Annotated in this window: 16 protein-coding genes; 8 read left to right on the forward strand and 8 right to left on the reverse strand. The window is 62.1% G+C overall.

The features are described from left to right. Positions 1-225: 225 nt before the first annotated feature. Positions 226-684: an RT0821/Lpp0805 family surface protein gene (locus tag NL154_RS02840; protein ID WP_210628939.1), complete on the reverse strand. Its 459-nt coding sequence runs from the start codon at positions 682-684 to the stop codon at positions 226-228. Positions 685-749: 65 nt separating this feature from the next. Between NL154_RS02840 and pdxH the strand changes: the two genes are divergently transcribed. After that, entirely contained in the window at positions 750-1370 is a 621-nt protein-coding gene (gene pdxH, locus NL154_RS02845) for a pyridoxamine 5'-phosphate oxidase (protein ID WP_210628938.1), read from the forward strand. 4 nt (positions 1371-1374) lie between these two features. Here the strand turns inward: pdxH and NL154_RS02850 are convergent, their stop codons facing one another. Further along, on the reverse strand, positions 1375-2412 hold the full coding sequence (locus NL154_RS02850) for a polysaccharide deacetylase family protein (protein ID WP_434733534.1): 1038 nt from the start codon (positions 2410-2412) through the stop codon (positions 1375-1377). Positions 2413-2629: 217 nt separating this feature from the next. Between NL154_RS02850 and NL154_RS02855 the strand changes: the two genes are divergently transcribed. Then, complete coding sequence (locus tag NL154_RS02855) at positions 2630-3913, forward strand: D-alanyl-D-alanine carboxypeptidase family protein (protein WP_210628936.1); 1284 nt, start codon at positions 2630-2632, stop codon at positions 3911-3913. A gap of 81 nt (positions 3914-3994) precedes the next feature. Then, entirely contained in the window at positions 3995-4300 is a 306-nt protein-coding gene (locus tag NL154_RS02860) for a pyrophosphatase (RefSeq protein WP_210628935.1), read from the forward strand. A 16-nt stretch (positions 4301-4316) separates the two neighbouring features. Here the strand turns inward: NL154_RS02860 and NL154_RS02865 are convergent, their stop codons facing one another. From NL154_RS02865 to NL154_RS02890, 6 genes are all read right to left on the reverse strand, one after another. After that, positions 4317-5330 (reverse strand): inorganic phosphate transporter, encoded by a 1014-nt coding sequence (locus tag NL154_RS02865; RefSeq protein WP_210628934.1) that lies wholly within the window; start codon positions 5328-5330, stop codon positions 4317-4319. Further along, positions 5330-5971: a DUF47 family protein gene (locus tag NL154_RS02870; protein ID WP_210628933.1), complete on the reverse strand. Its 642-nt coding sequence runs from the start codon at positions 5969-5971 to the stop codon at positions 5330-5332. Before NL154_RS02870 ends, NL154_RS02865 begins: the two co-directional genes overlap by 1 nt. Before the next feature lie 164 nt (positions 5972-6135). Beyond that, entirely contained in the window at positions 6136-6627 is a 492-nt protein-coding gene (locus NL154_RS02875; protein WP_210628932.1) for a GNAT family N-acetyltransferase, read from the reverse strand. Positions 6628-6641: 14 nt separating this feature from the next. Next, positions 6642-8057: a metalloprotease TldD gene (tldD, locus tag NL154_RS02880; protein WP_221146659.1), complete on the reverse strand. Its 1416-nt coding sequence runs from the start codon at positions 8055-8057 to the stop codon at positions 6642-6644. A 199-nt stretch (positions 8058-8256) separates the two neighbouring features. Next, positions 8257-8898 carry a peroxiredoxin-like family protein gene (locus tag NL154_RS02885; RefSeq protein WP_210628930.1) on the reverse strand — a complete coding sequence of 214 codons (642 nt, stop codon included), beginning with the start codon at positions 8896-8898 and terminating at the stop codon, positions 8257-8259. Between the two features lie 282 nt (positions 8899-9180). Then, complete coding sequence (locus NL154_RS02890) at positions 9181-9837, reverse strand: invasion associated locus B family protein (RefSeq protein WP_210628929.1); 657 nt, start codon at positions 9835-9837, stop codon at positions 9181-9183. 315 nt (positions 9838-10152) lie between these two features. Here NL154_RS02890 and coxB point away from each other — a divergent pair, with 315 nt between their 5' ends. The 5 genes from coxB to NL154_RS02915 all read left to right on the forward strand — a co-directional run bounded on the left by coxB (position 10153) and on the right by NL154_RS02915 (position 14517). Next, positions 10153-11037 (forward strand): cytochrome c oxidase subunit II, encoded by an 885-nt coding sequence (coxB, locus tag NL154_RS02895; RefSeq protein ID WP_210628928.1) that lies wholly within the window; start codon positions 10153-10155, stop codon positions 11035-11037. Positions 11038-11054: 17 nt separating this feature from the next. Then, positions 11055-12755 carry a cytochrome c oxidase subunit I gene (ctaD, locus tag NL154_RS02900; RefSeq protein WP_210628927.1) on the forward strand — a complete coding sequence of 567 codons (1701 nt, stop codon included), beginning with the start codon at positions 11055-11057 and terminating at the stop codon, positions 12753-12755. A 66-nt stretch (positions 12756-12821) separates the two neighbouring features. Next, the gene (locus NL154_RS02905) at positions 12822-13772 is read left to right on the forward strand and encodes a heme o synthase (protein WP_210628926.1); all 951 of its coding nucleotides are present in this window, start codon (positions 12822-12824) and stop codon (positions 13770-13772) included. Then, a complete protein-coding gene (locus tag NL154_RS02910; protein WP_004672998.1) occupies positions 13772-13912 on the forward strand; it encodes a hypothetical protein in 141 nt (46 codons plus the stop codon). The genes NL154_RS02905 and NL154_RS02910 overlap by 1 nt, the downstream gene beginning before the upstream one ends. Beyond that, the gene (locus NL154_RS02915) at positions 13909-14517 is read left to right on the forward strand and encodes a cytochrome c oxidase assembly protein (protein WP_434733535.1); all 609 of its coding nucleotides are present in this window, start codon (positions 13909-13911) and stop codon (positions 14515-14517) included. The genes NL154_RS02910 and NL154_RS02915 overlap by 4 nt, the downstream gene beginning before the upstream one ends. Positions 14518-14537: the final 20 nt, after the last annotated feature.

The raw sequence follows: 14537 nt of genomic DNA on the forward strand, positions 1-14537 counted from the left end.
ATCACTTCTTATTTCTGTGGAGGGATGGGGAGTGTTTTGCCGTAAATGGTTAGCTCTTTGCTAAGCATTCGGCGGAAAACCGGCGGCCGTTAACCTGTCGCGCGCCGGATCGGTTCCGCCGATCAAATTTCGGGCGCGATCAGGTTTTCCCGGATCAACTTTCCGCCGGAATTAACTTTCCCGCCGGAATTAACTTTCCCGCCGGAATTAACTTTCCCGCCGGAATTAACTTTCCGGCTGAAAGCTCAGCAGCTGCCAATTGCCGCCGCCGACGAGGCAGGTCTTGCCGTAGAATTTGGCGATTCCGACATAGGAATGCCGTGTCGTGCGGAACTGCCGGCAGACCTGGCCCGATTCGTTGTTTTCAACGATCGTATCGATGACACCGGCGCTGCCGGTCGATGCATTCGCCCAGGGAAGCGGCTGGCCTTCAAGCTTGTGCACATCGGCCGAAGTCACGGCATTGCGCACTGTCATCTCGTCCGAGAGCGTGTCGGTGCTCGGCGGCGTCTGCGGCACGGTGCCGGTGGCCACCGACCGGTCGACCTTGGCCTCGCTCAAGAAATCCATCCCGCCCGCAAGGCAGCCGGAAAGCGACAGCATTGCGGCGCCGACAACCAGGAAGGCGCTGCTGCGTTGCCGCAGGCCCTTTGTATGGCGATATGACTTTGCTATGACTTCCACCCTGCGTCCTGTCCAGTTATCAAAAGCTGGGCGAGTTTTGAATAATCCGGGGCATTTGAACCAATATGTCGGCAAACGAGTTAACAAGCGGTGACTTTACCGAAAGTGGCGAGCCCTTCAAGCTCTTTGCCGAATGGCTGAAGGAAGCGGAGGCCTCCGAACCGAACGATCCCAATGCCGTGGCGCTGGCAACGGTCGACGAAGATGGTCTTCCCAATGTCCGCATGGTTCTCCTGAAGGGATTCGACGATGACGGTTTCGTCTTCTACACCAATTTCGAGAGCCAGAAAGGTCGCGAAATCTTGGGGCAGAAGAAGGCCGCCATGTGTTTCCACTGGAAAAGCCTGCGCCGGCAGGTGCGGTTGCGCGGGCCTGTCGAGATCGTGAGCGACGCCGAGGCCGATGCCTATTTCAAGACGCGGGCGCGCGGCAGCCGCATCGGCGCCTGGGCCTCCAAACAATCGCGTCCGCTCGAAAGCCGATTCGCGCTGGAGAAGGCGGTGGCGGAATACACCGCCCGCTACGCGATTGGCGAGATACCCCGGCCTCCCTATTGGTCGGGCTTCCGCATCCGGCCGACGTCGATCGAATTCTGGAAGGATCAGCAGTTCCGCCTGCATGACCGCATCGAATTTCGCCGCCCGTCCCCAGTCGGGGCTTGGGAAAAGGTGCGGATGTATCCGTGAGCCGCTAGCGGCCCATGATTTTCAGCGGAATGCCGGAGGCAAGCGCCGAGATATAGCGCTGCTTCTGGTAGAAACCGTTCAGCGACATGCGCGGAAGATAGCCGGGCTTGCCCGCCGCCGGCAGCCCCGGCTGCGTCGTGACGGCGACCGAAAAGCCCAGCCGGCGGACAAGCGCTGCCTCGCGGGCGCTTGCCGCCTCCGGCGTGCCGTAGGGATAGGCGATCGTGGCGGGACGGATGCCGGTCAAGGCCTCGACGTAATCAGCCGAAACTTCCATCTCGATTCGCGCTTCGGCCTCCGGCAGGCGGGCAAGGGCGCGATGGCTGATCGTGTGGGCGCCGAGCGCTGCAAGCGGATGTCGGGCGAGCTGCTGCAATTGTGCCGGCCCCATCACCAGGTCGCGCACGATATCGGTCGGCTCGATGCCGTTTTCCCGCGCCAGCGTGTCGATCGCGGCGACGGCGCGGGCCTCGTCGAAGCTGTGGATATACCGGGTGAAGCGGTCGAAGGCATCCCATTGCTGCCGCGGGTCGGCGAGCGCCAGCCGCTCGCTGCCGCGGCCGAAATCGAAGCGGATCTCTTTTGGCCGGCGCAACAGGACGGCGAGCGTCTCCCACCAGATGCTGTGCGAGCCTTCGGCAAAACCCTTGGTGACGAACACCGTGAATGGCGCCCGATGCCGCTCGAACACCGGCAGCGCATGCTCCATGTTGTTGGCGTAGCCGTCGTCGAGTGTAAAAGCCGCAAACGGTCTGCCGCCCTCCGGCTCTGCCAACAGCGCCGGCAGCTCGTTAAGCGGCACGAAGCGATAGCCGTCGCGTGTCAGCCGCCTGAGCGCCGCATCGAGAAAATGCGGGGTGATTTCGAGATGCGCGTTCGGGGCAAAGGCCTGGGCTGCGTGCGGGCGAACATGATGCAGCGTGAAGATCACCCCGCGCCCGCGCGCCTGCCGCATCAGGCCGGCCGCGGCGATCAGAAAGGACGCCTCGAGCCCGGCGCCGATCGCTGCCCGTTTTGCCAGTCGCTTCAATTGCCCCGCCATGCGCCGCCCATTGCCTTTTGCGGCAACCTAGCAACCGCAGCTTAAGCCTTGCTGAATCCCGGTTTCGCACAGCTTCTTTCGTTTTCTGTTAACCAAGACGATGAAAAGACTAGAAAAATGGTAGGCGTTGCCGCAAAGTCGCGCCAAACTTGCGGCTTCTGTCACATTGCGAGACATGGCCGGCCCGATCGAGAGCCAGCGCATCAGGGGGAACTCCATGAGAAAGCTTTTGGCGGCTGTTTTGACCGTGACGCTTGCCGTTTCGGCGCCGCTTGCGGCTCTTGCCGGCAGCGCCTCGCTGATCCTTGATGCCCGCACCGGCAAGGTACTGGCGTCCGAAAACGCCGACACGCTCAACCATCCGGCCTCGCTGACGAAGATGATGACGCTCTATCTCACCTTCGAGGCGCTGAAACGCGGCAAGATCGCCTGGGATACGCCGATCAAAATGTCGAGATACGCTGCCGCGCGGCCGCCGACCAAGCTCGGCGTCAAGGCGGGCGGCACCATCACGGTGCGCGAGGCGGTCTACGGCATGATCGTCAAATCCGCCAATGACGCCGCTGCCGCGATCGGCGAGACGCTCGGCGGCTCGGAGAGCGGCTTTGCCCGGATGATGACGGCCAAGGCCCGCCAGCTCGGCATGAGCCGGACCGTCTTCGTCAACGCATCGGGCCTGCCGAACAGCCGCCAGGTGACGACGGCGCGCGACATGTCGACGCTCGCCGTGGCGCTGATGAAGAATTACCCCAACGAATACCGCCTGTTCTCGATGGCAAGCTTCAGTTTCCGCGGCAAGACCGTGCGCGGCCACAACAATCTCATGTACCGCTACCAGGGCATGGACGGCATCAAGACCGGTTATACCAACGCCTCCGGCTTCAACCTCGTCAGCGCCGTCAGAGACGGCAACCGCCGCGTCGTCGGCGTGGTGCTCGGCGGCCGCACCGCCCGCAGCCGCGACGCCAGGATGGAAGCGCTGCTCGACCGCTATCTCGGCCGCGCTTCGTCGTCAGGCGGCGCAAGGCTGGTGGCGAGCGTCGGCGCCAGGGAGCCGGTCGAAGTGGCTTCCGCCGCCGATTCTTCCGACGTTCCGGTGCCGGCGAACGCGCCGCGTCCGGCCGACGATCTCACGGCAAAGAGCCTGGCCTATGCCGATGACGCCGTCGTGCCGCTGGAGCGCCCGGTCGCGATGGACGAAATCCTGAACGCCGGCAAGACATCGAAGACCGCGGCGAAAAAGGCCGACGGCGACTGGCAGATCCAGATCTCGGCCGCCCCGAGCGCCGATGCGGCGCGGGCGCTTCTTGCCCAGGCGCAGTCGGAAGGCGGCGCGCCGCTCGTTTCCGCCTCGCCCTATACCGAAGCGGTCGGGCAGGGGGCCAACAGGATCTATCGCGCCCGCTTCGTCGGCTTCGCCAGCAGGGAGGACGCCGCCTCAGCCTGCGATGCGCTGAAGCAGCGCTCCTATGACTGCATGCTGCTCCCGGACCGCGGCTGATCGCAACGCCCCACTGAGGCAGTGCGCTCTGGACAAGCAGCGGGAATCAGCGTCTCCTCCATAAACAAAAGGAGAACATTGATGCTGCGCCGTCTTGCCGACCAGTTCGAAGCCGCTTCCTCCGCCCATGTCGCCGAGAGCGGCATCGAGCGCGACGCCGACTGGTTTCTGTTGAAGCTGCAGGAGGAGATGGGTGAACTGACCCAGGCATGGAACCGCCTGACCGGCCGCGGCCGTGCCAAGGGCCGCTCCCCTGAGGACATCAGGCGCGAGCTCGCCGACGAGACGGCCGACCTGCTTGGTCACCTCATGCTGTTTGCTCGCCGTAACGACATCGACCTCGCCGCCGCGATCGAACGGAAGTGGCGGTTTCAGCCGAGCTGGTAAGAAATCGGGAGCGACATCAGAAGATTTTGCTCAAGCCGGTCACCAGCCAGAACGAAACTGCCGAAATCATTGCCGCTGCCGGCAGGGTGATGATCCATGCGATGACGATGTTGCCGGCTAGCCCCCACCTGACGGCGGACACGCGCCGGGCGGCGCCGACGCCGATGATGGCGCCGGTAATGGTATGGGTGGTCGAGACGGGGATACCGAGCCAGGTGGCGCCGAACAGCGTCAAGGCGCCGCCCGTTTCGGCGCAGAATCCCTGCATCGGATTGAGCCTGGTGATCTTCGAGCCCATCGTATGGACGATGCGCCAGCCGCCGAACAAGGTGCCGAGCGCCATCGCTGCCTGGCATGAGATCACCACCCAGAGCGGCACGTGGAAGCTGCCGCCGAGGTAACCCTGCGAATAGAGAAGCACGGCAATGATGCCCATGGTCTTCTGGGCGTCATTGCCGCCGTGGCCGAGCGAATAGAGCGACGCCGACACGAATTGCAGGAAACGGAAGGATCGGTCGACGGCAAAAGGCGTCTGCCGGATGAAGGTCCAGGTCACCGCCAGGATGAGGAACAGTGCCAGGAGAAAACCGATCATCGGCGACATGACGATGGCGGAGACGGTCTTGAGAAGACCGCTCCAGACGATCGAGCTCAACCCCGTTTTGGCAAGGCCCGCACCGACCAGCCCGCCGACCAGAGCATGGGATGAACTGGAGGGAATGCCGAAGACCCAGGTCACGACATTCCAGACGATGGCGCCGATCAGGGCCGCGAAAATCACCTGCGGCGTGACGATCGCCGGGTCGATGATGCCGGTCCCGAGCGTCTCGGCCACATGCAGGCCGAAGAACAGGAAGGCGATGAAATTGAAGAATGCCGCCCAGAAGACCGCATATTGCGGCCTCAGGACCCGTGTCGAGACGATTGTCGCGATCGAGTTGGCCGCATCATGCAGGCCATTGAGAAAATCGAACAGCAGTGCGACGCCGATCAGGCCGACAAGAAGCGGAAGAGCGAGGGCGGCTTCCATCAGACATTCTCGATCACGATGCCGCTGATCTCGTTGGCGACGTCCTCGAAACGGTCGACCACCTTCTCCAGCTCGCCGTAGATCTCGCTGCCGATCATATAGGCCATCGCATTGCCGGCGCCGTGCCGGCGAAACAGATCCTTGAGCCCCTGCTCGTGCAACTCGTCGGAGCGCCCTTCCACCTGCGTGACCTGCTCGACGATGGCAGAAAGCCGCGGCGCATTGGCGCTGATGCGATCAAGCAAGGGAATGGCCTCGGCAATGAGATTGGCAGCTTCCACAACGGTCTTGCCCATTTCCTGCATCCGTGGATCGAAGCTGGTCTGCTCGAAGAGCCGGATGGTTTTGACGGTTTTGTGCATCATGTCGATCGCATCATCCATGGATTGGATGAGATCCTTGATGTCGCCACGATCGAAAGGTGTGATGAAACTCCGCCGGACGGCCAGCATGACTTCGCGCGTTATATCGTCGGCCTGATCTTCCAACCGCACGATCGTTTCGCATTGATGCTCGATCTCCATTCCCGACAGCAACCTGTCCAGAGCCTGTGCGGCGTCGACGATCGTTCTGGAATGTTGTTCGAAAAGGACGAAGAACCGGTCTTCGCGCGGCATCAACTTTCGAAACCAACCCAGCATGAACACCTCGCAATCCTGGTCTGCGCTATGAACGACGAGCCGTCCTAAACCCTATCCCGTTGAAGAGATAGGGCCGAATTTCGGTTTGTGACAGATTTATGACAGTTGTGCCGCGGCAGGGACATGGCCGTTGCCGGCAGCTGAACCCTTTCCGCCATCGGCGGTCAGCCGACCTTGTACCGGTAAAACTTGCTGTCCACCGCCATCAGCGGGAAGGAGCGGGGCAGGGCGCTCTTGGCAATTTCGGTAAAGCCGTTCTTTTCGTAGAAGCGCTGGGCGGCGACGAACTTGTCCGTCGTGCCGAGGAAGATGTCGGTGAGGCCGGCATCTCTGGCGTGGTCGAACAGGCGCTCGAGAAGCCGCGCCGCCACGCCGTGCTCGCGGCCGCGCACCTCGGCGGCGACGAACATCTTGCGCAGCGCCGCCTGATTGTTGCCGATGTCCTTCAGCCCAAGGGTGCCGACGATGGCGCCGTCCTTGACGGCGACCCAGAACTGACCTTTGCCGGACTGGTAGAAATCCGGGATGACCCGGAGATCGGGCTGCGCATCGGCAGTGATATCGATGCCGAACTCCTCGCGCTGGATCGGCAGGATCACCGACAGCACGTCATCGGCATCGCCTTCGGCAAAGGCTCTGATTTCGATCTCTCCCATCAGATCCTCCCGCCTCAGGCCTGGGTGCCGCCGACGGTGACCTGATCCATGCGCAGATGCGGCTGGCCGACGCCGACCGGAACCCATTGGCCGGCCTTGCCGCAATTGCCGATGCCGGTATCGAGCTTCATGTCGTTGCCGATCATCGACACCCGCTTCATCGCATCCGGGCCGTTGCCGATCAGCATCGCCCCCTTGATCGGCGCGCCGATCTTGCCGTTTTCGATCAGATAGGCCTCGGTGCAACCGAAGACGAATTTGCCGGAGGTGATGTCGACCTGGCCGCCGCCAAAGGAGACGGCATAGACGCCCTTCTTCACCGAGGCGATGATTTCTTCCGGAGTCTTGTCGCCGCCGAGCATATAGGTGTTGGTCATGCGCGGCATCGGCACGTGGGCATAGCCCTGGCGGCGGCCGTTGCCGGTGGGCGCCATGCCCATCAGCCGGGCGTTCTGCCGGTCCTGCATATAGCCGACGAGCTTGCCGTTCTCGATCAGCACGTTGTAGCCCGACGGTGTACCCTCGTCGTCGATGGTGATCGAGCCGCGGCGGTTGTCGATCGTGCCGTCGTCGACGACGGTGACGCCGGGCGCGGCAACGATCTGGCCGAGAAGCCCTGAAAAGGCCGAGGTCTTCTTGCGGTTGAAATCCCCTTCCAGCCCGTGGCCGACCGCCTCGTGCAGCATGACGCCCGGCCAGCCGGAGCCGAGAACGACATCCATCGTGCCGGCGGGCGCGTCGATCGCTTCCAGATTGACGAGCGCCTGGCGCAGCGCCTCGTCGGCGCCGTACTGCCAGCTGCCCTCGGCAATGAAATCGCCGAAGCCGATGCGCCCGCCGCTGCCGTAGGAACCGCTCTCCTGCCGCTCGCCTTCACCGACCACGACGGAAATGTTGATGCGGGTCATCGGTCTTATGTCGCGCACGCGGTGGCCGTCGGCGCGCAGGATGTCGACCACCTGCCAGCTCGCGGCGACCGAGGCGGTGACCTGCCGGACCTTGTCGTCCTTGCCTCTGAGATAGGCGTCGATGTCCTGCAGGACCTTGACCTTCTCCTCGAAGCTCGGCTGGCCGATCGGGTTCTGGTCGCCGTAGAATTTCTTGTTGGTGCCCTGGGGAGCGGCGGCGTAGGTGCCGGAATAGCCGCGCGTCACCGCGCCGACCGCATCGGCCGCCCGCTTCAGCGCCGCCACCGAGAGATCGCCGGCATGGGCATAACCCACCGCTTCGCCGGCAACGGCGCGAAGCCCGAAACCCTGTTCGGTGTTGAAACTGCCGCCCTTCAGCCGGCCATTGTCGAAGGTCAGCGCTTCGGCCTGCGCATGCTCGATGAACAGTTCGCCGTCATCGGCGCCGGCGAGCGCCTCGGCGACAAGGCCGCGCATCGTGGCTTCGTCGGCATCGAAAAGCGTCAGGAGATCGGTGGTCATGGTCTGGCTCCAATGGGCATGTTCGGGAATGCGCTTATCCCCTAGATAGGGCTCCATATAACAAGGAGTGAAGCCCTCGCGGCGAATATTCTTTGTCTCGGGAGGTGGGACGCGCCTCGAAGAGATGCAAACGGTTGATCGCTTTGCGCGGGGTAGACAACGCTAACCACCCGTCGGGGCGTCGAGCGATTTTTTGTCGTCAATGTGCGACTTGCGAAGCTGCCGACATCAATTCCCGGGAATTCGGAGCCTTGAATGTTTGCAGCCCGGCCTCCAGAACTTCAGTGAAGCTCCAGCGGACGATGCCCTCGCGGTCGATCAGGAACTGACCGACAAGCTGCCCATGGTCGGCGGTCATCATCTGCTGATCGGCTTCCGTAATTTGATATCCTTCCTTCTTGTTGAGAAAATCGTCCATCGCCATCACGCCCATAGGCTCTGGCAATTCGCCCGGCAGATCGATGCGTATCGCCATGACCGTGTCGATCCCGACCTCGCGTAAGCCGAAGGCTCGGTGCGAAGCCCGTATCGGGTCGGAAGCCGCAAGAATACCGGGGATCGGATGGTAACGGAAATACAGCCGCGCGCGTTCGACCGGGGTGTTTACCACTGCCAGCGATTGGACGCCTTTCTCGCGCAGCATCGGGTTGAGATATGCCATGGCCGCGACATGGCGCCGGCAGAAGGGACAATGCAGGCCTCGAAACAAACCGATCAACAATGGGCTGCGGCCGCGAAAATCATCAAGCGCGATCTTCCCTTCGCGCGAGACTGCATCAAACACAACGTTCGGCACCCGGTCGCCCGGTTTTAGCGGATGGTCGACATAGCGCGTGGACATGGACAACCTCCTCGCTCGGGATCAGTCGAGAAAAGGCGACACGTTAAGTGTTTCGAGGTCGAGACTGAGCGTTGCGAGGCCCGACCTCTTGTCTTACCGCACCGCCAGGATCCGATCCAAGAATGGTCCCACATTGGCCCGCGGGCAAGCGGTAAACGGCGTATCGTGAACGGAAAAGTCCGTTTTCTCAAAATTCAGCCTTTCACCAGAGCGGGGCCGCTGGCGGAAGTGAAGCTGGATTGAGCGGATGAGGGGCGGACCCGCGACAGGCCGCAGCCGCCCTCAAGGCAGCGCGTCAAAACCTTCGGCGAAACCCTTGAGATCAACAGGAATGCCGATCCCTTCTTCCGGGGTCTGGAAGACGATGAAGGTGGCCTGGGCGCCGCTGCGGAAGGTCTTGAGCAGTTCGTCCTCGAGCACGACTTCGGCATAACAGCCGTCGGCGAAGCAGCGGACGAAGTAGGCGCGGCCGATATCCTTGCCGTCGACATTCAGTCCGAGACCGTTCGGCAGGAGCACGCCGAGCGGCGCCAGCACGCGCAGGATCTTCGATTTGCGGTCGGCCGTCTTCAAGACGACGACGGAAAGCCCGACCTCCGGCCGGTCCTCGGCGATGACGTTCTGCATCAGCGCGCATTGTTCCGTCGCCGCACCGGCCGGCTTGTCGCAAACAACCGACCATGCGCCGTGGTTGGATTTCACCGTGCCGGGCGCCTGCGGCTGCGTCTGGCCGGGCGTTACCTGGATATTCGGGTTGGCAGCCGGGGGCTGCTGCGCCGGGGCAGGGGCGGCCGGTGCCGGTGTGGTGGGTTGGGCGGGGGAAGGGGCGGGTTGCTGTGCGAAGACGGGCGTCGTCGCTGCGGCCGCGATGCTGGCAGTCACGAGAAGCGACCGCGCGAGGGAACGGAAACCCATGGAAACCTCTGGATATCGAATCATTGCGGCTATTGTTGAAGCTGCCCACCGGAAATGAAAAGCCCCACCCCGTGAAAACCGGGGGACTGCGGCAGAAATTGGACCTCTGTCAAATAATGTGCGGTGGTCGGATCGGCCGGAAATGGCATTTTTCATATGCTGATGAAAAACTTGGGATGTTTTGCCGTTCGGCCTGCCTGTGCTTTAAGCAAAAATGCCGCATAGACAATTGCTCCTGCCTGTTGCGGCAAATGCCAAACTGTGGTTTGAAGCGCTGAAGATGGCAAGGATTCTGCGTTCGATTTAGCAGGTCAAGCGCTCGAGGGAGATAATAAGGTGATGAAGAAGGCTTATGCAGCTCTGACCGCGCTGGTCTGTCTGCTTTTTGCTTCCGGCACATATGCCGACCAGCCGACGCCGTGGCAGGCGACGCTGCAGCCGGCGGCGACGCCGATTATGCGGGAAATTCATTGGTTCGAACAATATACCCTGTGGTTTATCGTTCCAATCACGCTCTTCGTTCTGATCCTGCTCATCGTCGTCTGCTTCAAGTTCCGCGCCAGCGCCAATCCGGTTCCGTCGCGCACGAGCCACAATACGCTGATCGAGGTCATCTGGACCGTGGGGCCGGTCCTGGTGCTGCTCTTCCTCGCCATTCCCTCGTTCAATCTTCTGACGGCGCAGCTGACGCTGCCCGAAAATCCTGACGTGACGATCAAGGCGACCGCCACCCAGTGGCAATGGAATTATGAATATGAAGGTTCGGGCGACAGCCCGCTCGCCTTCGATTCCTACCTCTTGAAGGATCAGGATCGCGCGGCCGCCGGCAAGGAAGACAAGTCGGTCTATCCGAGACTGCTCGCCGTCGACAACGAACTGGTGCTGCCGGTCAACAAGACGGTGCGCGTTCTCGTGACCGCGGCACCCACCGACGTCATCCACGCTTTCGCCATGCCGTCCTTCGGCATCAAGATCGACGCCGTACCGGGCCGCCTGAACGAGACCTGGTTCAGGGCCGAGCGCGAAGGCCTGTTTTATGGCCAGTGTTCCGAGCTCTGCGGCAAGGACCATGCGTTCATGCCGATTGCCATCCGCGTCGTCTCCGAGGACAAGTACAAGCAGTGGCTGACCGCGGCCGCCAGCGACCTGCCCGGCGCCTACAAGACACTCATGGCCGCAACCGATGGTCCCGCAAAGACCGTCGACGTTGCCGAAGCACAGTAATTAAGGGGATCGGGACAATGGCTGGACCTTCCGCTCACGACGATCATTCTCACGCCCACCACGACCATGCGCATGATGATCACGATCACCATGATCACGGGCACAAGCCGAGCTTTGTCAATCGCTGGCTGTTCTCGACCAACCACAAGGACATCGGCACGCTCTACCTGATCTTCGCGATCATCGCCGGCATCATCGGCGGCGCGCTGTCGGTGGCCATGCGCATGGAGCTGCAGGAGCCGGGCATCCAGATCTTCCACGGCCTGGCCTCGATGGTCTACGGCTATGAAGGCGATGCCGCGATCGACGGCGCCAAGCAGATGTTCAACATGTTCACGACGGCGCACGCGCTGATCATGATCTTCTTCATGGTCATGCCGGCGATGATCGGCGGTTTTGCCAACTGGATGGTGCCGATCATGATCGGCGCGCCCGACATGGCCTTCCCGCGGCTGAACAACATCTCCTTCTGGCTGATCGTCCCGGCCTTCGCGCTGCTCTTGCTGTCGATGTTCGTCGAAGGCCCGGCAGGCGCTTACGGTACGGGCGGCGGCTGGACTATGTATCCGCCGCTGGCAACGAGCGGCACGCCGGGACCGGCGGTCGATCTGGCGATCTTCGCGCTGCACATTGCCGGCGCCTCGTCGATCCTCGGTGCGATCAACTTCATCACCACGATCCTCAACATGCGCGCCCCCGGCATGACGCTGCACAAGATGCCGCTCTTCGCCTGGTCGGTGCTGATCACCGCCTTCCTGCTCTTGCTGTCGCTGCCGGTTCTGGCAGGCGGCATCACCATGCTGCTGACTGACCGCAACTTCGGCACCTCCTTCTTCTCTCCGGAAGGCGGCGGCGACCCGATCCTCTACCAGCACCTGTTCTGGTTCTTCGGTCACCCCGAGGTCTACATCCTCATCCTGCCGGGCTTCGGCATGATCAGCCACATCATCTCGACCTTCTCGAAGAAGCCGATCTTCGGCTATCTCGGCATGGCCTACGCAATGGTTGCGATCGGCGCCGTCGGCTTCGTCGTCTGGGCCCACCACATGTACACGGTCGGTCTGTCGCTCGATGCGCAGCGTTACTTCGTCTTCGCCACGATGGTCATCGCCGTTCCGACAGGCGTGAAGATCTTCTCCTGGATCGCGACGATGTGGGGCGGCTCGATCTCGTTCCGCACGCCGATGATCTGGGCGATCGGCTTCATCTTCCTGTTCACGGTCGGCGGCGTCACCGGCGTCCAGCTTGCCAATGCCGGTCTCGACCGCTCGCTGCATGACACCTATTACGTCGTGGCTCACTTCCACTACGTTCTGTCGCTCGGCGCCGTCTTCGCGATCTTTGCCGGCTGGTATTACTGGTTCCCGAAGATGACCGGCTACATGTACAACGAGTTCGTCGGCAAGCTGCATTTCTGGGTCATGTTCATCGGCGTCAACCTGGTGTTCTTCCCGCAGCACTTCCTCGGTCTCGCCGGCATGCCGCGCCGCTACATCGATTATCCGGATGCCTTTGCCGGCTGGAACTATGTTTCCTCGATCGGCTCCTACATCTCGGCCTTCGGCGTGCTGATCTTCCTCTTCTCGGTCTTCGAGGCCTTCGCCAAGAAGCGCATCGCCGGCGAGAATCCGTGGGGCGAGGGTGCGACGACGCTGGAGTGGCAGCTGCCTTCGCCGCCGCCCTATCACCAGTGGGAACAGCTGCCGCGCATCAAGTAAAGCGCTTGGAAAACCGGACGCCGCATTCGAAACGGCGTCCGGCATAAGTAAATTCAGGACGGAATGATGACGGTTATCGACAATCACGAGGCGCTTGCAGAGGACGGCGAAATGTCGGAAGCGAGCGCGCGCGATTATTTCGAGCTCTTGAAGCCGCGGGTGATGTCGCTCGTGGTCTTCACCGCCTTTGCCGGCCTGGTGCTGGCCCCGGGCCACATCAACCCCGTCCTCGGCCTGATCGCCATCCTCTGCATCGCCGTCGGCGCCGGCGCCTCGGGCGCGCTGAACATGTGGTACGACGCCGATATCGACGCCGTCATGAGCCGCACGGCCAAGCGCCCGATCCCGGCCGGCCGCGTCGCGCCGTCGGAGGCGCTCGCCTTCGGTCTGGTGCTGTCGGGCTTTTCCGTCGTCATTCTCGGCCTTGCCGTCAATTGGCTGTCGGCCGGCATCCTTGCCTTCACCATCTTCTTCTACGCCGTCATCTACACCATGTGGCTGAAGCGTTCGACGCCGCAGAATATCGTCATCGGCGGTGCCGCCGGCGCCTTCCCGCCGATGATCGGCTGGGCCTGCGTCACGAATACGGTGACGATCGAGAGCACCGTTCTCTTCCTGATCATCTTCCTCTGGACGCCGGCGCATTTCTGGGCGCTTGCCCTCTTCAAGATGCGCGATTACGAGGCCGTCGGCGTGCCGATGCTGCCGAACGTCGCCGGCGAGCGGGTGACCAAGCATCAGATCGTCGCCTATGCGGTGCTGACCGCCATCTGCGCGGTGCTGCCGTCCGTCCTCGGCTTCGCGAGCTTCGGCTACGGCCTCGTCGCCGCCGTGCTCGGTACGATCTTCATCACCTGTTCCATCGCCGTCTGGCGCATGCCCGACGGCGATCTGAAGATGGTGCCGGCAAAGAAGCTCTTCGCCTTCTCGATCTTCTATCTCTTCGCTGTATTCTCCGCTTTGATGATCGACCGGCTGGCCGCCATGCTGGTTTCGCAAGTGGGAGGCTCGCTCTGATGGATCTCGTCAAGCTCACCGAAAAGCAGATGAAGTCGCGCCGCAACCGCAACATCGCCCTTGGGCTGGTGCTGGCCGGTCTTGTCGTCCTCTTCTATGCGATCACGATCGTCAAGATCGGCGGGGGGATGGCCGGATGAGCGAAAAAGCCGCCGCACCGAGGAAGCAAGGCCGCAACAACGGCGCCGTCGTGCTGATGTGCCTGAGTTTCGTCTTCGGCATGGGTGCGATGAGCTATGCCGCCGTGCCGCTCTACCGCATCTTCTGCCAGGTGACCGGCTATAACGGCACGACCCAGCGCGTCGAGCAGATGTCGAGCATCGTGCTGGACCGCAAGATGCGCGTCACCTTCGACGCCAATGTCGCCCCCGGCCTGCGATGGAATTTCAAGCCGGTCGAGCGCGAGGTCAGTCCGAAGATCGGCGAAACCATCCAGGTCAATTTCGTCGCCGAGAACCGCTCGAACGTGACCCAGCGCGGCCAGGCGGTGTTCAACGTCACGCCGGGCGAAGCGGGCGCCTATTTCAACAAGGTGCAATGTTTCTGCTTTACCGAAACGGACCTGAAGCCGGGCGAGAAGCTGGAAATGCCGGTCGTGTTCTATATCGACCCTGAAATCGTCAAGGCGGTGGAATCGAAAGATATCCACACGGTGACGCTGTCATATACGTTCTACCCGAAAGAGGGTCCGAAGCCTGTCGCTTCGAATGAGGGTGGAACGGTAAAGATTGAAAAGAAACTTTGATCAAGGCTCGTTTCCGGCTA

This window comes from Rhizobium sp. YTUHZ044 (genome assembly GCF_051123975.1).
Lineage (GTDB): Bacteria > Pseudomonadota > Alphaproteobacteria > Rhizobiales > Rhizobiaceae > Rhizobium.